The organism is Pseudomonas sp. M5A4_2d, from assembly GCF_053345295.1.
In genome coordinates this window covers 520708-543368 of record NZ_JBKEZW010000001.1, presented here as the reverse complement: position 1 = coordinate 543368, position 22661 = coordinate 520708, and the positions used below count along the sequence as shown (strand labels likewise).

General features: G+C 59.5%; 18 protein-coding genes. 11 read left to right on the top strand and 7 right to left on the bottom strand.

The features are described from left to right. Entirely contained in the window at positions 1-1293 is a 1293-nt protein-coding gene (locus ACLBW8_RS02455) for a CitMHS family transporter (RefSeq protein ID WP_447804482.1), read from the bottom strand. A gap of 127 nt (positions 1294-1420) precedes the next feature. Here ACLBW8_RS02455 and ACLBW8_RS02450 point away from each other — a divergent pair, with 127 nt between their 5' ends. Continuing rightward, positions 1421-2317, top strand: a complete 897-nt coding sequence (locus ACLBW8_RS02450; protein ID WP_447804481.1) for a LysR family transcriptional regulator — start codon at positions 1421-1423, stop codon at positions 2315-2317. 118 nt (positions 2318-2435) lie between these two features. Here ACLBW8_RS02450 and ACLBW8_RS02445 read toward each other — a convergent pair whose 3' ends face one another. Both ACLBW8_RS02445 and ACLBW8_RS02440 read right to left on the bottom strand, forming a co-directional pair. Next, positions 2436-3038, bottom strand: coding sequence for a glutathione S-transferase family protein (locus ACLBW8_RS02445; RefSeq protein WP_064453390.1), 603 nt, complete (start codon positions 3036-3038; stop codon positions 2436-2438). A 10-nt stretch (positions 3039-3048) separates the two neighbouring features. Next, entirely contained in the window at positions 3049-4215 is a 1167-nt protein-coding gene (locus ACLBW8_RS02440) for an aminotransferase-like domain-containing protein (protein ID WP_447804480.1), read from the bottom strand. A gap of 81 nt (positions 4216-4296) precedes the next feature. Between ACLBW8_RS02440 and ACLBW8_RS02435 the strand changes: the two genes are divergently transcribed. From ACLBW8_RS02435 to ACLBW8_RS02425, 3 genes are all read left to right on the top strand, one after another. Continuing rightward, on the top strand, positions 4297-4731 hold the full coding sequence (locus tag ACLBW8_RS02435) for a MarR family winged helix-turn-helix transcriptional regulator (RefSeq protein ID WP_064453392.1): 435 nt from the start codon (positions 4297-4299) through the stop codon (positions 4729-4731). Between the two features lie 187 nt (positions 4732-4918). Further along, positions 4919-6265: an NCS2 family permease gene (locus ACLBW8_RS02430; protein WP_447804479.1), complete on the top strand. Its 1347-nt coding sequence runs from the start codon at positions 4919-4921 to the stop codon at positions 6263-6265. A gap of 64 nt (positions 6266-6329) precedes the next feature. Next, entirely contained in the window at positions 6330-6968 is a 639-nt protein-coding gene (locus tag ACLBW8_RS02425) for a LysE family translocator (RefSeq protein WP_064453394.1), read from the top strand. On the opposite strand, the gene ACLBW8_RS02420 is transcribed toward ACLBW8_RS02425, so the two are convergent. Both ACLBW8_RS02420 and uraH read right to left on the bottom strand, forming a co-directional pair. Next, positions 6946-12204, bottom strand: coding sequence for a dermonecrotic toxin domain-containing protein (locus ACLBW8_RS02420; RefSeq protein ID WP_447804478.1), 5259 nt, complete (start codon positions 12202-12204; stop codon positions 6946-6948). The genes ACLBW8_RS02425 and ACLBW8_RS02420 overlap by 23 nt on opposite strands. 154 nt (positions 12205-12358) lie before the next feature. Then, positions 12359-12712: a hydroxyisourate hydrolase gene (uraH, locus tag ACLBW8_RS02415; RefSeq protein WP_064453396.1), complete on the bottom strand. Its 354-nt coding sequence runs from the start codon at positions 12710-12712 to the stop codon at positions 12359-12361. A gap of 388 nt (positions 12713-13100) precedes the next feature. Here uraH and puuE point away from each other — a divergent pair, with 388 nt between their 5' ends. From puuE to ACLBW8_RS02380, 7 genes are all read left to right on the top strand, one after another. Further along, positions 13101-14027 carry an allantoinase PuuE gene (gene puuE / locus ACLBW8_RS02410; protein WP_064453397.1) on the top strand — a complete coding sequence of 309 codons (927 nt, stop codon included), beginning with the start codon at positions 13101-13103 and terminating at the stop codon, positions 14025-14027. After that, a complete protein-coding gene (uraD, locus tag ACLBW8_RS02405) occupies positions 14024-14539 on the top strand; it encodes a 2-oxo-4-hydroxy-4-carboxy-5-ureidoimidazoline decarboxylase (protein WP_447804477.1) in 516 nt (171 codons plus the stop codon). The genes puuE and uraD overlap by 4 nt, the downstream gene beginning before the upstream one ends. A gap of 78 nt (positions 14540-14617) precedes the next feature. Continuing rightward, positions 14618-15613 carry an allantoicase gene (alc, locus tag ACLBW8_RS02400; protein ID WP_064453399.1) on the top strand — a complete coding sequence of 332 codons (996 nt, stop codon included), beginning with the start codon at positions 14618-14620 and terminating at the stop codon, positions 15611-15613. A 120-nt stretch (positions 15614-15733) separates the two neighbouring features. Next, positions 15734-16237 carry an ureidoglycolate lyase gene (locus ACLBW8_RS02395; protein WP_447805007.1) on the top strand — a complete coding sequence of 168 codons (504 nt, stop codon included), beginning with the start codon at positions 15734-15736 and terminating at the stop codon, positions 16235-16237. Between the two features lie 50 nt (positions 16238-16287). Then, on the top strand, positions 16288-17598 hold the full coding sequence (locus ACLBW8_RS02390) for a urate hydroxylase PuuD (RefSeq protein WP_064453400.1): 1311 nt from the start codon (positions 16288-16290) through the stop codon (positions 17596-17598). A 193-nt stretch (positions 17599-17791) separates the two neighbouring features. Continuing rightward, positions 17792-19135, top strand: a complete 1344-nt coding sequence (locus tag ACLBW8_RS02385) for a nucleobase:cation symporter-2 family protein (protein ID WP_447804476.1) — start codon at positions 17792-17794, stop codon at positions 19133-19135. 448 nt (positions 19136-19583) lie between these two features. Next, positions 19584-20369, top strand: coding sequence for an outer membrane protein OmpK (locus tag ACLBW8_RS02380; RefSeq protein WP_447804475.1), 786 nt, complete (start codon positions 19584-19586; stop codon positions 20367-20369). A 108-nt stretch (positions 20370-20477) separates the two neighbouring features. On the opposite strand, the gene ACLBW8_RS02375 is transcribed toward ACLBW8_RS02380, so the two are convergent. Further along, entirely contained in the window at positions 20478-21608 is a 1131-nt protein-coding gene (locus tag ACLBW8_RS02375; protein WP_447804474.1) for a patatin-like phospholipase family protein, read from the bottom strand. A gap of 29 nt (positions 21609-21637) precedes the next feature. Further along, on the bottom strand, positions 21638-22573 hold the full coding sequence (locus ACLBW8_RS02370) for a lipid A biosynthesis lauroyl acyltransferase (RefSeq protein ID WP_447804473.1): 936 nt from the start codon (positions 22571-22573) through the stop codon (positions 21638-21640). Positions 22574-22661 lie beyond the last annotated feature (88 nt).

Sequence of the window (22661 nt, the reverse complement as noted above, 5' to 3'; positions counted from 1 at the left end):
TCAAATCACTCCCAGGAGCAAAGCGGTCAGGGTCATCAACACCGACGCGGCAAATAGAAAAGGAATGGTGAAGCGCTGATGATCGGCCAGTTCGACCTTGCACAGCCCCACCAGCAGGAAGGTCGCGGGAGTCAGCGGGCTGACCGGAAACCCGGTGGTGTGCACACCCAGCAACGAGGCCTGGGCCACTTGCAGAGGGTCGACGCCCAGGGCCTTGCCGACTTCGGCAATCACCGGCATCACGCCGAAATAATAAGAGTCAGGGTCGAACAGCAGGCTCAGCGGCATGGAGATGAACCCGACAACCGCCGGGATCAGCTTGCCATGGCCGGCCGGAATCTGCGCCACCGCCACCTCGGCCATGGCCTTGAGCATGCCGGTGCCTTGCATGATGCCAGTGAATACCCCGGCGGCGAGCAGGATGCTGGCCATGGTCAACGCCGTCTTGGCATGTGCGTCAATGCGTGCGCGCTGCGCGTCCACATTGGGGTAGTTGATACACAGCGCGACCACGGTGCCGAGCATGAACATCACCACCGGATCGACCCAGCCGGCAATCATCACCACCATCACCAGCACGGTCAGCATCAGGTTGACCCAGAACAGGCGCGGGCGACGCAGCTTGATGTCATCGGCGCTGAGCACCCGTTGCGGCACCGCATCGACCGTGGAACCGGCCCCCAGGCCCAGGCGCTTTTCTTCGCGATGGCCCAGCCACCAGGCACAGGCGAATACGAAGATCAGACCGACGATCTGCACCGGAATCAGCGGTTGGAACAGGTCGGCCACCGGCACATGCAGCGCCGCCGACGAGCGCAGCACCGGGCCGGTCCACGGCAGGAAGTTGACCCCGGCAGCCATCGCGCAAACGCAGGCAAGGATGCGTTTGTCGATGCCCAGCCGCGTGTACAGCGGCAGCATCGCCGGCACCGTCACCAGAAAGGTCACCGCGCCGGAGCCGTCCAGATGCACCAGCAACGCCAGGGTCGCGGTACCGACGACAATCCGTGTAGGACGCGTCCCTACCGTGCGCAGGATGCGGTCAATGATGGGGTCAAGCATGCCGGCGTCCGTCATGATCCCGAAAAACAGAATTGCGAACACAAACATGCCCACCACAGGGGCGACGTTTTTGATGCCGGTAATGATGAAGGCGCTGGTTTGCAGGCCAAATCCGCCGAGCAACGCAGCGATGATCGGCAAGGCGATCAGGGCCACCAGCGGCGAGAGCCGCTTGCTCATGACGGCAGCGAGCAGGCACAGGATGGTAATGACACCCAGGGTAGCGAGCATGGGTTACTCCAGAGCGGCCTTTGTGGCCGGTTATTGTTTTCCCTGGAGTATTGGAAGCGCGTTAGTCTTTGTAAATTGGAATATTCAGCCGTCCAAGTTCGTAAAAACAAAACGATCGGATAACAACATGAAAAACTCGATCCAGCATATTCAAGCGTTCCTGGCGGTTGCCCGCACCGGCAGCTTTACCAAGGCGGCCAACGAACTGCATCTGTCGCCGTCGGCACTCACCGTACAAGTCCAGCAACTCGAAGACTGGCTGGGCGTCGCCCTGCTTGACCGCAGCCCGCGCCATGTCAGCATCACCGCTGCCGGAGAAGACGCCCGCGCACCCATGGAAAAACTGCTGCTGGACCTGGACAACATCGTCACCGGTTCACGCGACCTGGCCGCCTTGCGCCGAGGCGTGGTCACCATCGCCGCGCTGCCCTCGGTGTGCGCCGGCGCCCTGCCCCCGGCCTTGCGTCTGTTTCGTGAGCGTTTTGCCGGGATCGAAGTACGCCTGCATGACGTGGTGGCTCACCGCATTCACGCGCAGGTGCGGTCCGGCGAGGTGGACTTCGGCCTCGGTGTGCGGGCGCGGCTGAGCCATGGCCTGGAATTCGTGCCGGTGTTGAATGATCGGCTGTGCGCGTTTGTGCCGCTGGAGCATCCCCTCGCCCGCCATCGTCAACTGACCCTGGAGCAATTGGCGGCGCAGCCGATCATCCTCACCGGGCGCGACAGCAGTGTGCGAGAGCACGTGGACGCATTGTTTGATTCGACGCGGCTGACGATGAATGCGGGAATGGAAGCCAACTATATGTCGACCGTCCTGGCGTTGGTGCGCCAGGGCTTGGGGATCAGTGTATTGCCGGAGTCGGCGGCGGACAGCCTGGAAGGCTTGAAGCGCATCAACATCGATCATCCCGGGGTGAATCGGGAGATCGGGTTGATCAGTCGCAGCGGGATGCGCTTGAGCCCGGCGGCGCAGCGCTGTTTCGAACTGCTGAATACAGAACTGTCAGGCAGACCGCCAAGCTGAAGCGGGGTACGGCCCATCCGGGAGCTGGCTTGCCGGCGATGCAGGCAACTCGTTTGGCCAGATGCTGCACGGTGACGCTATCGCAGGCCAGCCAGCTCCCACCATTGCTCGGTGTGAATCAGTCCAGCATCGCCACATGCTTGGGATGGCTGGCCACGCGCTTCAACCACGCCTGCACGGCCGGATAAGGCGTCAGGTCAAAGCCACCCTCATGGGCCACATGGGTGTAGGCATACAGTGCGATATCGGCAATCGAATATTGCTCGCCCACCAGGTACGGCGTGGCTTGCAACTGACGCTCCATTACCTTCAGCGCCTTGTAACCGCCCTTATGCGTGGTTTTGTACTCTTCAAGACGATCTTCCGGCATGTTCAGGTAGAACTGGATAAACCGCGCCACGGCGATATACGGCTCGTGGCTGTATTGCTCGAAGAACTGCCACTGCAACACCTGAGTGCGCAGGCGCGGCTCGGTCGGCAAAAATTCGCTGCCATCGGCCAGGAAGTTGAGGATCGCGTTGGATTCCCACAGGCACGTGCCATCTTCCAGTTCCAGCACCGGGATCTTGCCGTTAGGGTTCTTGGCCAGGAATTCAGCGGTCTGGGTGTCACCGTTGAGGATGTCGACATCGATCCACTGGTAAGCGATGCCCAATAGATTGAGCATCAATTTGACCTTGTAGCAGTTGCCCGACCTGTAATCGCCATAAACCTTGTACATGAGGCTCCCCTTATGCCGCTTGCGCGTGCTGTGCTTGACGGACCACCGCGGCCAGGCGCTTGAGACCTTCGTCCAAACGGGCCGGGTCGATATGGCTGAAATTGAGCCGAAACGAGCCGAGGTGCTGGTCCGGCTCGGAAAAGAACGGTTCACCGGGCATGAACGCGACGTTCTGATCTAATGCTTGCGCCAACAAGGTGCGGGTGTCGAGCGGTTGTTTCAAGGTCAGCCAGAAGAATAATCCGCCCTGGGGCGTTTGCCAGTCGGCCAAATCACCGAAGTGGCGCTCGAGAGCGGCCTGAAATGCATCGCGGCGTTCGCGGTAAAAGCGGCGCAGTTCCACCAGATGTTGCTGGTAGCGCTCGGTGCCGATCCACTGCATTGCCTGCCACTGGCCGACGCGATTGGTGTGCAGATCCGCCGATTGCTTGAGCTTGAGCAGGTGCGGGAACAGGTCCGGGCTGGCGATCAGGTAACCAACGCGCAAGCCTGGCAACAAGGTCTTGGAGACCGTACCGGTGTAGATCCAGCTGGCTTTCTTCAGGCGGCCGGCAATCGGCTGCGAACTGCCGCCATCGAAAGTCAGCTCGCGGTAGGGTTCGTCTTCGATCAGGGTCACGCCGAACTCATCGAGCAAAGCGGCGACAGCCTCGCGCTTGGCCTCGCTGTAGCGCACGGCCGACGGGTTCTGGAACGTCGGAATCAGGTAGATGAACGCCGGACGCTGCTGTTCAAGCGTGGTCCGCAGCGCCGCCAGGTCCGGACCGTCGGCCTCCAGTTGCACGGTGAGGCAATCGGCGCCGAACAGTTGGAAAATCTGTAGCGCGGCCAGGTAAGTCGGGCCTTCCAGCAGGATCTTCGTACCCTGGTCGATGTACAACTTGGCCGCCAGGTCCAGGGTTTGCTGGGAACCGCTGACCACCAGCACCTGGCTGGCCTGGCAGGGCACGCCCAGTGCGCGCGCCTCGGCGGCGAGCAATTCACGCAAGTGCGGCTCGCCTTCGCTCATGCCGTATTGGCCGATGTTGAGCGGCATGCAGTCCCAGTTCAACGCGGGCAACATGGCTTCGGCCGGCAGGCCGCCGGCGAACGACATCACTTCCGGGCGCTGGGCCGCGGCGAGGATTTCACGGATCAAGGAGCTTTTGAGGCGCGTAACACGTTCAGAGAAGGCCATAAGGTCACCGGTGGCAAAGCGCGCAGGAAATACGTCAAACTACTTGACCGAAATTACGACGACCTGGGTAGATACGTCAATATGCTTGACCTTAAAAACCAGAGCAGCCAGCAGCAAGCCATGGAAGCCTTCTTCTTCGGCTATCAGGCGTTCACCGCCAAGGCCGATGAAATGCTGGAGCGCCGTGGCCTGAGCCGCGTGCACCAGCGCATCGTGTTTTTCATCGCGCGCTACCCCGCCTTGAGCGTGACCCAACTGCTGGAGTTGCTCGGCGTGAGTAAACAGGCGCTGAACATGCCATTGCGCCAATTGCAGGAAATGCACTTGGTCAACAGCGTCGCGTCCGAGACCGACAAGCGCAAACGCCTGCTGGAATTGAGTGAGGAAGGCGTGCGTTTCGAGCAGTCACTGCGCCGCGAACAAGTGAAGTTGTTGCAACGCGCCTTCAGCGAAGCCGGCGAAGACGCGGTGGCGGGATGGCTGGCGGTCAACCAGGCGCTGAGTGCCGCGAATTAGCCTTTCATCCCCTTTTGCGCACATAATAGAAAACATTATTTGCTTTATTTGTATACAAAAGCATAATTCGCTTCGTGCGAGTTCCTGACCTTATGGTCAACAAAACCCGCCAGTACCTCAAAGCGCCGTTGCCCACTCATGTGACCGGCGCTGGAAATAACAATAAAACTCTTGAGGAGTACTCGCTGTGGAAAGCCGCAAATCCGAAGCCCCAACGCTGGACCTGGCCGCACCGCAAGGCGGCTGGCTGGAACGCCTGTTCAAACTGAGCTTGCATGGCACCACAGTGAAGACCGAGCTGATTGCCGGCCTCACCACCTTCATCACCATGGCCTACATCATCTTCGTCAACCCCAACATCATGGCCGACGCCGGTATCGATCACGGTGCAGCGTTTGTCGCCACCTGTATCGCCGCCGCACTGGGTTGCCTGTTGATGGGCCTGTACGCCAACTGGCCGGTCGGCCTGGCGCCGGGCATGGGCCTGAACGCGTTTTTCACCTATACCGTGGTCGGCACCATGGGCTATCACTGGGAAACGGCGCTGGGTGCGGTGTTTATCTCGGGCGTGCTGTTCATGGGCCTGACCCTGTCCCGCGTGCGTGAGTGGCTGCTCAACAGCATTCCAGTTAGCCTGCGCCACGCCATGGGTGCCGGTGTCGGGTTGTTTCTCGGCGTGATTGGCCTGAAAACCGCCGGCATCATCGTCGACAGCCCGGCCACGTTGATCAAACTCGGCTCACTGCACGAGCCCGCCCCGCTGCTGGCGGCGGTGTGCTTTTTGCTGATTGCGATCCTCAGCTACCACCGGGTATTCGGCGCCATCCTGATCAGCATCATCGCCGTGACTCTGGCCGGATGGGGCCTGGGCCTGGTGCACTACAACGGCATTCTCTCTACCCCACCGAGCCTGGCACCGACCTGGATGGCCATGGACGTGAAGGGTGTGTTCAATGTCAGCATGATCAGCGTGGTGTTTGCCTTTTTGTTTGTGCACATGTTTGATACCGCCGGCACCTTGATGGGCGTTGCACAACGCGCCGGCCTGGTCGGTGCGGATGGCAAGATTCATAACCTGTCCCGCGCGTTAAAGGCCGACAGCGCTTCCAGCGTGTTCGGTGCCATGGTCGGCGTGCCACCCGTGACCAGCTATGTGGAAAGTGCTGCCGGTGTAGCCGCCGGCGGTCGCACCGGGCTGACCGCCGTGACCGTGGGCGTGCTGTTTGTGGCCGCTATGTTCTTTGCGCCGCTGGCCGGCATGATCCCGGCTTATGCCACCGCAGGCGCACTGATTTACGTGGCGATGCTGATGATGGCGAGCATGGCCCATATCAATTGGGATGAAGCCACCGACAGCATTCCGGCGATTGTCACGGCAATCATGATGCCGCTGACCTTCTCGGTCGCCGACGGTATCGCCCTGGGCTTTATCACGTACGTGGCGCTCAAGGCCGGCACCGGCAAGTACCGCGAGATTTCCATCAGCCTGTGGGTGTTGTGCGCGATTTTCGTCGCGAAATTCATCTTCCTGTAGTTCGGGAATGGCTGAAAACCGCCTCACCTTCGGGTGGGGCTTTTGCACGAATGGAGGACTGTAAATGACCCTGGAAACCTGGCTGCTGTTCAGCGGCGCTGCTTTGATCGTGATCCTGATTCCCGGCCCGCTGTCGCTGCTGATGATCAGCAACAGCCTCAACTACGGCCTGCGCCGCGCGTACCCGGCGTTTCTCGGCGGCGTGTTTGCCTCAATTTGCTTGTTGAGTGCTTCGGCTCTGGGCCTGGGCGCTCTATTGCTGGCGTCGGAGCAGTTGTTCAGTGCCTTGAAGATCGTCGGTGCGCTTTACCTGTTTTATCTTGCCTGGCAAAGCTGGCAGCAATCGCGGCAACCGGCCCACGCTGCCGAAGTCCCGCAAGCACCGGCGGTGCCGCGCTTCAGCGCCTTGTTTGGGCGTGCCTTTGTGCTGGGCGCCAGCAACCCCAAGGACATCCTGTTTTTCGCCGCCTTCTTGCCGCAATTTCTCAACAGTCAGCAGCCGTTCCTGCCGCAGTTGCTGATCATGATCGCCACCTGGACCGTGCTCGACCTGCTGTGCAAGCTGACCTACGGCCTGGGTGCCCATGGCGCGGCGCGCTACTTGCGCAGCGGCGCCGGCCAGAGCTGGTTCAATCGTGTCAGCGCCGCGTTGTTCAGTTGCGCCGGTGTGGTGTCGCTGCTCAAGGCGAAGGCGCCAATTTAATGAAATAAACGGTTGGCGAGATGTCGCCTTTGATAGGCCACTGGATGCCCGCCAGGATCCGAACCAGGCGATTTTCCTGCAGCGCTTTGCTGACCGTAACCGCCAGCGCAGCATCTGTGTAGGACTTGAACCCTATATAAAACCAGCCATTCTTCAATCTGGTGTTCAAGCGGACATGGCCCATCTCGACCCATTCATATGAAATGTAATAGATGCGATCTGGCGAATTGGGATGAATAGCAACCGATTCATGAGTGGGCCTCATTCGGTAACGTTTAACCTGGAGGTCCTGAACAGTGAAACCCTGCTGCTCCAAAACAATTCGGACTGCCGCACGCTGCGCGGTATTTCTATCCGCCCCAACAGGTGTCCCGCCTCGGTGAAGCCCGGGCTGCAGCATGACCGGTGGCAGAAAGTCGATGCGTTCAAAACCCGGTGCCGCACCTTGGTAGCTGACAAGTGTTGATTGCCCTCCTCTTTGAATTGGCCGTAACATCCTCAGCAAATCATCCGTTTGACCCCGCCTGGCAGGGGCCGAGGGTAACCACCCGTCCAGCGTCGCATGGATGCCAAGCATGTGACTTGCCGTTACCGGGCGTCGCGGACCTGACAGCTCAATCATCCTCCTGACCATAAACTCCCGTGTTTTATTCGTCATGGTGGGAAAAGCCTCGCCCACATATTGCTCCAAAGGCCTGTCGAACAATGCCGGATGGTTTTGCCATCCACCTGTCGGGGTGCGTGATACTGGAATGGGCTGGTCGAGAATATCAGTGCTTGTCCAACGCACGATATCGACCTCAGCCAATGACACCAGGGGCTCATTTCGGGTGATAAACGAGATATCGGTCGACCGTGCTTGATGACTCTGGGGGAGCATCCTGTAAAAACCACTGTCCGGATCCAGGATGGAGGTATTAGGAGGAGCCACGCGCAAGAACCTGGCATTGAGCCCAGCCCCTGTTGGCGCCATACCCACCTCAAATACCCCGGGAACCGGGGAGCTCACTATTTGATTGGGATGAACTTGAGTACGCCAATCCAGCCAACGGGTATCCGTAGTGCGCGACTGAAGAATCCGCGGCTCAGTCGCCGTACGCGGGTCAGGTGGTTGCCAATCCGGCAAGGGAGCGCGCCATGGGTTAAGTACCCCTGAGCTCGGCCCCGGTTGCGGTGCGTCCGCTGCGAGCAACCACTCCCTGGGCTGGTGGATGTTCAGGATCAGTTCGTCTTGCCCCGGTGCCTGCTTGTTTTGCAGGCGAAACGACTGTTCGTTCCGGCGCCGATAAAGTGGGTAATGGTGTGTGTCATCCGCCACAAATGGCTCGGCATTTTTCACGTAAACACCGTTCTTACCCGGCCCTTTCAAGGCTACAGCCCCCTCAGGCACACCCTTGATTTTAAATGGCGCCAGGGCTTTGAGTTGAGGCACGGCTGACTGCGTTTGGTGAGGAACCTCGCTCGTCGTCATACGAAAACGGTGTATTCGCCCCAAGGCTGGCCTCAGTGCAGGCCGCGCAATGCGAGTCGCACCACCGCCCACCTTCTTGGGGCCAGGTACAAAGTTCGATAACAAATCAGTCGCCAAAAAGGCGCTCATAAAGCCCACATCGACCGCATCGTGGGGGTCTCCATAGCGGTGATAACGCCGCGCCACCAGCAACAGCTCATAGACGTCATTTAACAGCCCGAAAAAAGGACTGAAAAAACCGACCAACCTGCGTTTGGTGGCGTCGTGCTGTTCGCCAAGGCGGCGGACCCGGTATTCCTCAAGCGCCTTGCCGGAATGGCTGGCAGCCTGGGTTCGGCGTTGCAGTTCAAGCACGCTGGCGTGGTACAGCAACGCCTGAGCATTGCTGTGGGGCGTGGCGACAATCGCCAACCAGTCCTGCGGATCACTGGCAATCTGCTCAAGGGTTTGCTTTTCGATCTCATCAGCAAGCGCCGTCGGCTCCAGATGTTTGATGCGGAACGAGCGAATGAACTCAACCCCCTGCCAAATCCCTTTCACCAGAACATTGGCAGGCATGAGTATATTCCAGGCCGGGACGCCCTCATCGACGTTAGCCAGAGGGTAATTGAGCGCCTCAAATGCCCAGCCGGGTGCAACCTGCCGCGCCAGCGCCTTGGCGTTATCCGGCAATGCGCCGATACGGTTCAATTCAGCATGGGCCTGTTGCAGGCTGGTGTACTCGGTGAGGATCAACGCGTGCGTGGCCTGGGGCCAATAGACAAGGCACAGCCCGGAGCGCTTGTCGTGCACCAGCACTATCCCTGCGATATAGCGATCATGCTGCATCGTGTGACCCACCAGATGAACCACGTACAGTTGCAGTTCATGCTGGTTTTTCAGCAGGTCTTGCGGCGTTCGGGCCGCCATCGCGGTGCTGAATACGCTTTGTGCAACCGCCGTCAGCCCGCGTTGAATCGCCGAAAAAAGATGATGCGCAACGCCGGCTTGCAACGCGCGATTCAACAACTCGGGAATACGCCCTTCGCTGAGCGTGTGGTTGGCGCCAATACGCGGATAAAACGCCTGGTTGATCAACGCATCGTACTGGCCGCCGATATCCAGCGAGGACACCATACGGATCAGATAAGCGGCGTTGAGTTGTTGTTTCGCGTCAGGTTGCAGAAAGCGCGCGCGGTTCAATCGCCACTGCGTCCAGGGCGCCAACGGGTCCAGGTTATGCAGCACCAATTGCAGCAGACTGAAGGTTGTACGCGTAGGGCTCGGGGTCAGTATTATTTTGTTATCGCCCACGGGACAGGCGCTTGCTCCCCCACAAAAGCTGCCTTGAACATCATCAGGCATATCAATAAAGGGTTGGTCAATATCCCATTGCGGCGAGATACCGTCCTGACTCAAACGGGCGGTCAAGGCGCAGCGGGCGAACGTCTCCAGGTCGGGCAGATGTTGTTCAAGCCGGTTTTTATAGGCAAACACGCTACTCAGATAAAGACGCTGCGAGCGCCTGAATTTTTTACGCTGGGCACGCGTTGCATCCGGCAACCATGCCGGCCATTTTTTCGCTTCAGACGCAGCCTTGCGCAGCAACTCAATATTGGCCTGGGCCTGGCTCAGGGCACTATTGACGGGAACCTTCAGCTGTTCTTCCAGCTCAACCGTCAGCAGCGCGCGGCTCAGCTCGGCGTCCTTGACCTCACTGAAAATTCGCGTGATGTCCTCAGTGCTTTTGTGCAAGCGAGTGTAGGTCCCAAGCATTTTCTGCACAGCGGCCAGCGCGGGCTTGCGCTCGATGGGTAAGTAGCGCACGGCCAAGGTGTCACGCATCGCATGTGCGCGTAAGTCGTTACGTTTATCGCGCTCGACACAGCCCCACAGCACGGAGTCATCCCGACTGCTCAGGCTTGCCTTGATGCTTCGAGTCAATGCATCCAGCCCGGAAAAAGCCTGCACCCCACCCTTTACCCCGAAAGCGTACAGGACCACCGGACGCTGGCGGGTCGGAACCCTCACTGCCGCCGCTGTCGTCACCACCCACACGTTATGGAGTGAGTAGAAAGCGTCTGGCTCGCTGCCCACCGCGATCCATAGCACCTGGGTTTCACTGCCTGGGCGTTTAGACGGCAAAGGCTGTTCCACCACCTCCATAACCAAGTCCCGATGGGCTGCGCTTAACAGCTTGAGCCGGTGTTGCAACTGAACCTCACAGCGCAGCGCTTCGTTTTGCGCGTTCATGAACAGGGAACCACGCCTGAGCGTGCCCGCGCCACCGGGGCGCTCAGTCCAAAAAGCCAAATCGCGCAGCCGTGGCTGCGCACCCTGCATCAAGGTATCCAATGCCTGGGCATGGACCTTGAGTTGATTCACCAGCGACACGAATTCCTGATACGCAGGCGTCTCTGCGCTGGGGTCATCCGGATTCAACAGCGCAAGCAGTCCTTTTTCGTAACGCTTGACCTGCTGCTCTGTGGTGCGCAGCGCCAGGCCGGGCGCCGTGCTGGCAAAAATGATTTCTTCGCTTCGCCGTTGCTGGTCCCATTTGAGCAATTGCTCCCGAAGGACGCCGAGCCGAGCGCCACCGACCAGTTGCTTCCTGGCCTTCTCTACATGCGCGAGAAACGACACGGCCTCCAACGGCTGAGGCCGAGGCCGTTGTTTAGAAAATACGTGGGCGTGATTGATCATCACGGCACAGGCCAATTCGTTTCCCCATTGCTCACTCAGCAACGCCTGCGCGCCTAACGCCAGCGCATCACCCTTGATCTCCAGACCGCGGACAACACTGAGCGCCGGGGACAAGTCCGCAGGCCGGCATAACGCATTGCGACGACTTAACGGCAGGCACTGCCAGAGATCATGGAACAGCGATCGGTTCAGCGTCAGCACGCCACATTGAAGCAAGACGAAGGATGGGTACTCATAGAAGTGACGGGGCACACCCGGCAGGTAAACGACATGAGGCACACCGTCAGGGTCGCCCTCACGGTAAAAATGCAATGCTCCGGGGATCGCCACTGCAGGCGTACCGGGCCACATCACCTGGCCTACCCGCACGCAGGCCCACTCCCCACCTGCACGCTGGCGCGCCTCAGCGGTCGGGGCATCGATCACTGCCTGAACCAGGGCCATTCCTGCACTCGATAGCTCGTTCAGTTGCCGCGCCAGAAAGGCGCGGTCAGCGAAGAGTTCCGCGTGCAACTCACTCCAACGCTCCCGGCGTGTACGCCAGGAACCCTGCGCCAGCGTGTCCCAATACTCGGTATGCGCGCGGGCCAGCCGGTCAAAAAGCGTCAGCGCGACAACGCGCTCCAGTGCTTGCAACGGTGTATAAGGCAACCGACGACTCGGCTCGCCCTTGACACTCAAGCCAGTGAATAGATTGGTATTAATAGGCACCCAGGGCTGAACCAGCAGCAACAACGCTCGATCGGTCAAGCTGTCGACTTTCTCGGATACGCCTGGCGGGTTGGAGGGGCTGTGTTCGGTAAACAGCAGGCTGTCGGGGTCAATCTCAAATGCGTTGCGCAGTTCGGTACGGATCACCTTCAAGACTTTTGGCGAGCGCCCTATCAGGCGTATAAGCGCCTGCGTCGACGCGTGGCAGCGCCAGTCGGCAAGGCCGATCTGATTGATCAGGCGACTGGGGTGGGTAGACACATTAACCCGCTGCCTTAACTCATCACGAATGCCCTGCAACGCGGCTTCGGCAGCGACGTCAGCGTCGGCGTTGTCAGATGAATCGTCGGGATAATCTTGGGAAGAGGTCATGGTGTTTTCTCTCGATGAGGAAAACACCCAGCCTAGGCACCACCGAGGTTCCATTGGCACTAGATAGTTGCACGGGAACAGGCAAAAAAAAGCCCGCAGTGTGGGCGGGCGAAAAACCAACGAAGAGCTTTGGGGGTGTGAAGCGAGGTGACGCTCAGCTACCGCGATAGGTGGAGTAGCTGTAAGGCGAAATCAGCAGTGGCACATGGTAGTGATCCTGTTCGGCACTGATGCCGAAGCGCAGCACCACCACGTCGAGGAACGCAGGTGCAGGCAATTGCACCCCACGGGCGCGGTAGTAGTCGCCGGCGTTGAATTGCAGCTGGTAGACACCGCTGACGTAATCGTCGCCTTGCAGCAGTGGCGCATCACAACGGCCGTCGCTGTTGGTAGTGGCGGTGGCAACCAGCTCCAGCTGCGCGCCTTCGACGCGGTACAGCTCGACCTTGATGTGACTGCCGGGGCAGCCGTGTGCGGCGTCCAAAACGTGTGTGGTCAAACGTCCCATGGCGTCTACGCGCCTCCTGAAGTCAGTAGAAGAGAACCTGCACTTTTTCAGGGCATCGAAAAAGCCGGCGATGGCTGATTAAGACACTTTTTAAAAAAATTGTACACAATAAAAATCACAAACCTTGCGATCCTCCCGGTGGGGTTAATCGGTAGGGCAATTGATGGGTAATCCTTGCTTTCAAACGACCTTTTGTCCATTAGCTGACCAGTTAGGCAAGTTTCTTGCTACGCCATATTCACCGAACGCTGCAGAAAAAATGCAGAAATGCGGGCTTACAAAGTTAGCGATAAGTTGTATACAATCACTCATCGCTGTGACGCCACCCAGTCTTTTCACTGCCCGGACGCCACACACACCGCTACCACGAACAAGAAGGAAGACTGCAGTGAGCGCTGACTACCCACGCGACCTGATCGGTTACGGCAGTAACCCTCCTCACCCACACTGGCCGGGCAAGGCGCGCATCGCGTTGTCTTTCGTACTGAACTACGAAGAAGGCGGCGAGCGCAATATTTTGCACGGTGACAAAGAGTCCGAAGCCTTCCTCTCGGAAATGGTCTCGGCCCAACCGCTGCAAGGCGAGCGCAACATGAGCATGGAGTCGCTGTACGAATACGGCAGCCGTGCCGGTGTGTGGCGCATCCTCAAGTTGTTTAAAGCATTCGATATCCCGCTGACCATCTTCGCCGTGGCCATGGCCGCCCAGCGCCACCCGGATGTGATCCGCGCGATGGTCGCCGCCGGTCACGAGATCTGCAGCCACGGCTATCGCTGGATCGACTACCAATACATGGACGAGGCCCAGGAGCGCGAGCACATGCTCGAAGCCATCCGCATCCTCACCGAACTGACCGGCGAGCGCCCACTGGGCTGGTACACCGGGCGCACCGGCCCCAACACACGGCGGCTGGTGATGGAGGAAGGCGGCTTCCTCTACGACTGCGACACCTATGACGACGACCTGCCCTACTGGGAACCGAACAACCCCACCGGCAAGCCGCACCTGGTGATTCCCTACACCCTGGACACCAATGACATGCGCTTCACCCAGGTCCAGGGATTCAACAAGGGCGACGACTTTTTCGAGTACCTCAAAGACGCCTTCGACGTGCTCTATGCCGAAGGCGCTGAAGCCCCGAAAATGCTTTCCATCGGCCTGCATTGCCGCCTGATCGGCCGCCCTGCCCGCCTGGCTGCCCTGAAGCGTTTTATCGAGTACGCCAAAAGTCACGAACAGGTGTGGTTCACTCGCCGAGTCGACATTGCCCGCCACTGGCACGACACCCATCCGTACACGGGAGCGGCGAAATGACTGCGTTCCAAACCTTGAAACCGTCGACCCTGAGCCGCGATGAATTCATCAACGCCTTCGCCGACATCTACGAACATTCGCCATGGGTGGCCGAAAAGGCCTTCGACCTGGGCCAGGACGCCTCGATCGATGAGATCGAAACCCTGCACCAGCGCATGAGCGACATCCTGTTGAGTGCCGATCATGCCAGCCAGCTGGCGCTGATCAACGCTCACCCGGACCTGGCCGGCAAAGCCGCCGTCCAGGGCGAGTTGACCGAAGCCAGCACGAATGAACAAGCTGGCGCCGGTATTCACCAATGCTCGAGCGACGAGTTTTCGCGCTTCACCGAGCTGAACGACGCTTACAAAGCCAAGTTCAAGTTTCCCTTCATCATGGCGGTAAAAGGCAGCAACCGGCATCAGATCCTGGCCGCGTTCGAAACGCGCATTCACAACCCGGCAGACACCGAGTTCAAATGCGCGCTGGCCGAGATCAATAAAATCGCGTTGTTCCGATTACTGACCCTTTAGCAGACCGGGCCCGAGCGCTCATGACGCCCAGGGCCTGGCGAGCATCCCAAGCCACTTAACTCAAGGCAGACAAGAAGAATGAAAGCTTACGCCGTACCTTTCGAGAAGTTCGTCAACCTGGCCGACGCCCGTCTTGGCACCAAGATTCTTTCGGTGACCGATGACTGGTTCGCAGACGCCAACCGCCTGTTCCAGCCGACTCCGGCCGTGTGGAAGGAGGGCGTTTTCGATGACAACGGCAAGTGGATGGACGGCTGGGAGTCGCGCCGCAAGCGCTTCGAAGGCTACGACAGCGCGGTGATCCGCCTGGGCGTACCGGGCTCGATCAAAGGCGTGGACATCGACACTTCATTCTTCACCGGCAACTTCCCGCCGTCGGCCTCCCTGGAAGCCTGCTTCCTGGCCTCGGGCGATCCTGACGAAAACACCCAGTGGGTGGAAGTGCTCTCGGCCGTCGAGCTGCAAGGCAACAGCCACCACTACCACGAGATCAACAACGACAAAGCCTTCAGCCACCTACGCTTCAACATCTACCCGGATGGCGGCGTGGCCCGTCTGCGTGTGTACGGTGTGCCGTTCCGCGACTGGTCGTCGGTGGGTGACAACGAACAAGTCGACCTGGCTGCAGCCTTGAACGGCGGTCGTGCCCTCGCTTGCTCCGATGAACACTTCGGGCGCATGAGCAACATCCTCAACCCGGGCCGTGGCATCAACATGGGCGACGGCTGGGAAACTGCCCGTCGTCGTACACCGGGCAATGACTGGGTGATCGTCGCGCTGGGCCACCCGGGTGAGATCGAGAAAATCGTGGTCGACACCCTGCACTTCAAGGGCAACTACCCGGACACCTGCTCGATTCAGGGCGCGTTCGTGAAGGGCGGTACCGACAGCCAGATCGAAACCCAATCGCTGTTCTGGCGCGAACTGCTGCCGGCGCAGAAACTGGAGATGCACGCCGAACACACCTTCGCCGAGCAGATCAAGGCACTGGGCCCAATCACCCACATCCGCCTGAACGTGTTCCCGGATGGTGGTGTGAGCCGCCTGCGAGTCCTGGGCAAAGTCGCCAAGTAAGCGGTTAACCCGATCGCAGGCAAGCCAGCTCCCACAGGGTTACGCGGTTAAATGTGGGAGCCGGGCTTGCCCGCGATAGCAATAGACCAAACAACACAGCATTCGGATAAGAAGACAGCCATGCGCACACTGATGATCGAACCCCTGACCAAAGAAGCCTTTGCCCCTTTCGGTGACGTTATCGAAACCGACGGCAGCGATCACTTCATGATCAACAACGGGTCGACCATGCGCTTTCATAAACTGGCGACGGTCGAAACCGCGACGCCTGAAGACAACGCCATCATCAGCATCTTCCGCGCCGACGCGCAGGACATGCCGCTGACCGTGTGCATGCTGGAGAGACACCCGCTGGGCAGCCAGGCTTTCATTCCGCTGCTCGGCAACCCCTTTCTGATCGTGGTCGCGCCAGTTGGCGATGAACCTGTATCAGGCTTGGTCCGCGCCTTCGTTACCAACGGCAGGCAGGGCATTAATTACCATCGCGGCGTCTGGCACCACCCGGTGCTGACGATCGAAAAGCGGGATGACTTCCTGGTGGTTGATCGCAGTGGCACAGGCAATAACTGCGATGAGCATTTTTTCAAAGAGGATGAGCGGTTGATCCTCGCCCCCCACCAATAAGAGAAGGTCTGATCACTCGACAACAGAGTGACAGGCGAGAGGTAAAGACTGTGGAAGCACATTTGATGGAATGGCTGAACCTTAGCGTACGCTGGGTTCACATGATCACCGGCGTCGCGTGGATCGGCGCTTCTTTCTACTTCGTCTGGCTGGAAAACAACCTCAATCGCGTCAACCCCAAGGACGGGCTCGCCGGTGACTTGTGGGCGATCCACGGTGGCGGTATCTACCACCTGGAGAAATACAAACTGGCCCCACCGACCATGCCGGACAACCTGCACTGGTTCAAATGGGAAGCCTATTTCACCTGGATGTCCGGCATCGCGCTGCTGTGCGTGGTGTTTTACGCCAACCCGACCTTGTACCTGCTGGCCCCGGGCAGCAGCCTCAGCGGTCCGGAAGGTGTATTGCTGGGCCTCGGCTCGCTGTTGGCCGGTTGGTTCATCTACTCCTTTCTCTGCGATTCGGCACTGGGCAAGCGCCCCGCCCTGCTCGGCTTGATCCTGTTCGTGCTGTTGATTGCCGCTGCGTACGGCTTCAGCAAAGTGTTCAGCGGCCGCGGTGCGTACCTGCATGTGGGCGCCGTGATCGGCACTATCATGGTCGGTAACGTGTTCCGCATCATCATGCCCGCGCAGCGCGCGCTGGTGGCGGCGATCGCGGAGAACCGCACACCCGATCCGGCGTTGCCGGCCAAGGGTTTGTTGCGTTCACGTCACAACAACTACTTCACCTTGCCAGTGCTGTTCATCATGATCAGCAACCACTTCCCGAGCACCTACGGCAGCCAATACAACTGGCTGATCCTGGCCGGTATCGCCGTGGCGGCCGTGTTGGTGCGTCACTACTTCAACACCCGTCACAACAGCCAGAAATATGCGTGGACCTTGCCGGTTGGCGCGCTGGCGATGATTTGCCTGGCATACGTGACCGGCCCGAAACCCGTGGCAACTGCACCGGATGTCGCCAAGGCGCCTGCCGCGATCGAATACCAGCCATTGCCCGAAACCGCCTTGGGTGGCGGTTTGAAACCTGCCGCACCGGCAGCGCCTGCCACACCTGCCACACCTGCCGCCGCACCTGCGCCCGCCCAGGCATCGATTGATTTCGACAAGGTGCATGGGGTGATCCAGGAACGCTGCGCCGTGTGCCATTCGGCCAAGCCCACCAGCCCGCTGTTCAGCACGGCACCGGCTGGCGTGATGTTCGACACCCCGCAGCAGATCCAGCAAATGGCGCCGCGCATTCAAGCGCAAGCCGTGGCCAGCCAGATCATGCCGCTGGGCAACATCACCCAGATGACCCAGCAGGAGCGGGATTTGATTGGCACCTGGATCAATCAGGGGGCTCGCACCAATTAACTGATTCACAGAGCTCCAATGTGGGAGGGAGCTTGCTCCCGATAGCGGTGGTTCATTCACCGATATGTTGAATGACACACCGTTATCGGGAGCAAGCCCCCTCCCACGGGGGATTTGTGGTGCTTTGAAGATTGCGTTCCACCCGGCAATTGACTGCCGAACAACACAACAATAAAAAGATCCGAGGTGTTGCATGTCCCAGTTAGAAACGCAGACTCCTGCTGCGCCCGCCATGGTGCGGCTGCCCCTCTTGCAACTGATTCTGGTAGGCCTGCAACACGTCTTGCTGATGTACGGCGGCGCCGTCGCCGTCCCCCTGATCATTGGCCAGGCCGCTGGCTTGAGCCGTGAAGAAATCGCCTTTCTGATCAACGCCGACCTGCTCGTCGCCGGTATCGCCACGCTGGTGCAGTCGTTCGGTATCGGCCCCGTCGGCATTCGCATGCCGGTGATGATGGGCGCCAGTTTCGCCGCCGTCGGCAGCATGGTCGCCATGGCCGGCATGCCGGGGATCGGCTTGCAGGGCATCTTCGGCGCGACCATCGCCGCCGGGTTCTTCGGCCTCGTCATCGCGCCGTTCATGTCGAAGGTTGTGCGCTTTTTTCCACCGTTGGTAACCGGCACCGTCATCACTGCGATCGGGCTGTCGCTGTTTCCAGTGGCCGTGAACTGGGCCGGTGGCGGCAGCGCTGCCGCCACCTACGGCTCGCCGATTTATCTGGCGATTGCCGCGCTGGTACTGGCGACAATCCTGCTGATCAACCGCTTCATGCGCGGCTTCTGGGTGAATATTTCGGTGCTGATCGGCATGGCACTCGGCTACGGCCTTTGCGGCATGATCGGCATGGTCGACCTCAGCGGCCTGGCCCAGGCGCCGTGGGTGCAAGTGGTGACGCCGCTGCATTTCGGCCTGCCTAAATTCGAGTTGGCGCCGATCCTGTCGATGTGCCTGGTGGTGGTGATCATCTTCGTCGAGTCCACCGGCATGTTCCTCGCCCTGGGCAAGATTACCGGCCAGGAAGTCACGCCGAAGATGCTCCGCCGTGGCTTGTTGTGTGATGCCGGTGCGTCGTTCTTCGCCGGTTTCTTCAACACCTTTACCCACTCCTCGTTCGCCCAGAATATCGGTTTGGTGCAGATGACCGGCGTGCGCTGCCGCTCGGTGACAATCATGGCCGGGGCCTTTCTGATTGTGCTCAGCCTGCTGCCCAAAGCTGCGTTTCTGGTGGCATCAATTCCACCGGCAGTATTAGGCGGTGCGGCGATTGCCATGTTCGGCATGGTCGCGGCGACCGGCATCAAGATCCTGCAGGAAGCCGACATCGCCGACCGCCGCAACCAATTGCTGGTGGCGGTCAGTATCGGCATGGGCCTGATCCCGGTGGTGCGCCCGGATTTCTTCGCGCAACTGCCGCTGTGGATGAACCCGATAACCCACAGCGGGATTGCCATGGCCACCCTCAGCGCGTTGTCGCTGAATGTACTGTTCAACATCCTCGGTGGCTCTGAACGCCCTGTGGCCGCCCCTACGCATTGATTCCTGCCTGCTCTTGATAAGAACAACAAAAACAATAACGAACAGGGAACACCCGCATGCACACCCTTCACCTGGGGCCGGCCACACGCCGCGCCCCATTCTTGCCCCACGCGCTCTTTTACAGCGCACTTGAGCCAAGGCTTGTGAGCCAGTATTCTCCGCGCCCGCTCGAATCGACTCAAAAAAAACAGCCAATGTTAAAGCTGACTGCAAGGCCAACTTATCCCGGCCTCGCAGCAGCTGCCAACGTGCGCAAAAACCCTCTGAATTCGACTGCATCCGATGCAGCCGACGGGGATTTTTTGGCTTTTTAAACACCTTGGCGCAGCTCTTGCTAAAAGCATTAAAGCTGACCGAACAGACGATTTTTGCAGCGAACCAAAAGGCGCCACACCAGAGCGTCTGCGTAGAAGAAAAAACCATAAAACTTTAACTCGGGAGCAACCGAATGAAACCTATGTTCAAAGGCCTGATGCTGGCGGGATCCCTGCTGGCCGGTAGCCAGGCAGTGGCCGGTGATTTGTTGCAGTGGCAGAACAACAGCCTGACGTATCTGTATGGCAAGAGCTTCACCATCAACCCGTCGATCCAGCAAACCCTCACGTTCGAACATGCCGACTCATGGAAGTACGGCGACAACTTCCTGTTCGTCGACCGCATCTTTTACAACGGCAAGGAAGATGGCAACTTCGGCCCGAATACGTATTACGGTGAGTTCACGCCGCGCTTATCGTTCGGCAAGATTTTCGACAAAGACATGTCGTTCGGCCCGATCAAAGACGTCTTGCTGGCAATGACTTACGAGTTTGGTGAGGGCAATAACAATTCCTACCTGATCGGCCCAGGCTTTGACCTGAATGTGCCCGGCTTCGACTTCTTCCAGTTGAACTTCTACCAGCGCCACCCGGCAGGCGATCGCCCTGGCAACAACATCTGGCAGATCACCCCGGTATGGGCGTACACCATTCCCGTGGGCAGCTCCGATGTGCTGATCGACGGTTACATGGATTGGGTCGTCGACAACGACAAGAACCCACGCGGCACCTACCACGCCAACCTGCACTTCAACCCACAGGTTAAATATGACTTGGGCAAGGCGCTGCATTGGGGCGCGAAGCAGTTGTACGTCGGTTTCGAATACGACTACTGGAAGAACAAGTACGGGGTTGAAGACAGCGGCGCGTTCAGGACCAACCAGGACACCGCGAGCTTGTTGGTCAAGTACCACTTCTAACAGTTGACCGCCACTCCCTGTGGGAGCTGGCTTGCCTGCGATAGCGATACGTCTGTGCCGAATGCATTGACTGACACACCGCTATCGCAGGCAAGCCAGCTCCCACATTCAGCTCGGTGCCAGGCCCAGGAATCGTGATAGCTCCTCACGCTTGGCCAACGCATCTTTGCGCCCCAACTCAATCAACTCGCTGCAATACCCTGCCTCGAACAGCAAGTAACTCAACACCCCTGCCCCACTGGTCTTGGTCGCCCCCGGCCCGCGCAAGAACAGGCGCAACGCCGCCGGCAGCTCTTGCCGATGCCGCGCCGCGATTTCATCGATCGGCTGGCTGGGCGCAATTACCAGCACGTCCACCGCCGCCAACCCGAGCGCGTAATGGCTGAACGGGTTCAGACGCTCAAGCAGTTCGATATCACCTTCCAGGCTGTCAATGAACGTGCTGTTGAGCATGTGCCCACCGATCTGCGCCAGGGTGGGTTGCTGGCCGGTGTAAGTGCGTTGGGTCGACGGTTCATTACCCCGTGGGTTGCCACTCACCCCCACCACCAGCACCCGGTTTGCGCCCAAATGCAACGCTGGGCTGATGGGCGCCGACTGCCGCACGGCCCCATCGCCAAAAAACTCCTGGTCGAGTTTGACCGGCGCGAACAGCAAGGGAATCGCGGAGCTGGCGAGCAGGTGCTCGACCGTCAGTTGGGTTGGCAAGCCGATACGCCGATGACGCAGCCAGGCATTGATGGTGCCGCCACCTTGGTAAAAGGTCACCGCTTGCCCGGATTCGTAACCGAACGCCGTGACCGCCACCGCATGCAGGTGTTTTTTGCGGATGGCTTCGTCGATACCCTGCAGGTTCAACCTGTCGTTGAGCAAATCCCGCAACGGCGCACTGTTGAGCAATGCGACCGGCACTTGAGCGCCCAGGCCCAGCAGACTGTGGATAAGGAAACGACTGGCTTGGTGGATGACACCGGGCCAGTCGCTGCGCAATACCAAATGGCTGCGAAAGCCCTGCCAGAAGGCGGTGAGGCGCTGGATGGCGGCGGTGAAGTCCATGGCACCGCTGGCCAGGCTCACCGCATTGATCGCGCCGGCCGAGGTGCCGACAATCACCGGAAAAGGATTCGGCGCCCCCGGTGGCAGCAGTTCGGCAATAGCCGCCAGTACCCCTACTTGATACGCCGCTCGCGCCCCACCGCCGGAAAGAATCAAACCTGTGACCGGTTCGGCTGGGCGCATAGCGTCACTCCATGGGGGGAAAGGTAGTGTTATCGACGGCGCTTTTCGTACAGCTTAGCCTCACCCGGTGGCCGGCTCTTGAAGCGTCGGTGGGTCCACAGGTATTGCTCGGGGCATTCGCGTACCGAAGCTTCGACCCACTGGTTGATACGCAGGCAGTCGATCTCATCGGTTTCGCCAGGGAAGTCGGTCATCGGCGGGTGGATCACCAGGCGATAACCACTGCCATCGGCCAGGCGCTCCTGGGTAAACGGCATCACCAGTGCCCTGCCCAGGCGCGCAAACTTGCTGGTGGCGGTCACGGTAGCCGCCTGAATGCCGAACAACGGCACGAAGATACTTTGCTTGGCGCCGTAGTCCTGGTCCGGCGCGTACCAGATGGCTCGGCCCGAGCGCAGCAATTTGAGCATGCCGCGCACGTCGTCGCGTTCCACCGCCAGGGAATCGAGGTTATGCCGCTCACGGCCACGGCGCTGGATAAAGTCGAACAGCGGGTTGCCATGCTCGCGGTACATGCCATCAATGGTGTGCTTCTGCCCGAGCAGGGCCGCGCCGATTTCCAGGGTCGTGAAGTGCAAGGCCATCAGGATCACGCCCTTGCCGTCCAGATGCGCCTGCTTCAGATGTTCAAGCCCTTCGACATGGGCCAGGCGCGCCAGACGCGACGTAGGCCACCACCAGCTCATGGCCATCTCAAAAAAGGCGATGCCGGTGGACGCGAAGTTTGCCTTGAGCAACTGCTTGCGCTCTTGGGCGGACTTTTCCGGGAAGCACAGCTCGAGGTTGCGCGCGGCGATGCGGCGGCGATCACCGGCCACGCGGTACATGCCCGCGCCAAGCAATCGACCAATGGTCAACAGCGCCCGGTAGGGCAACTGAGTGATCAGCCACAGCAAGCCGAGCCCCAGCCATAGCAGCCAAAAACGCGGGTGAAGAAATACAGCTCGAAAACGCGGGCGATCCATTACAGATTCCGGTAAAGACAAGGGCCGCGCATTCTACAACGGTTCGACTCGGCTTGCGGCCCGTGGATGTTCTCGTTATAAGTCTCGA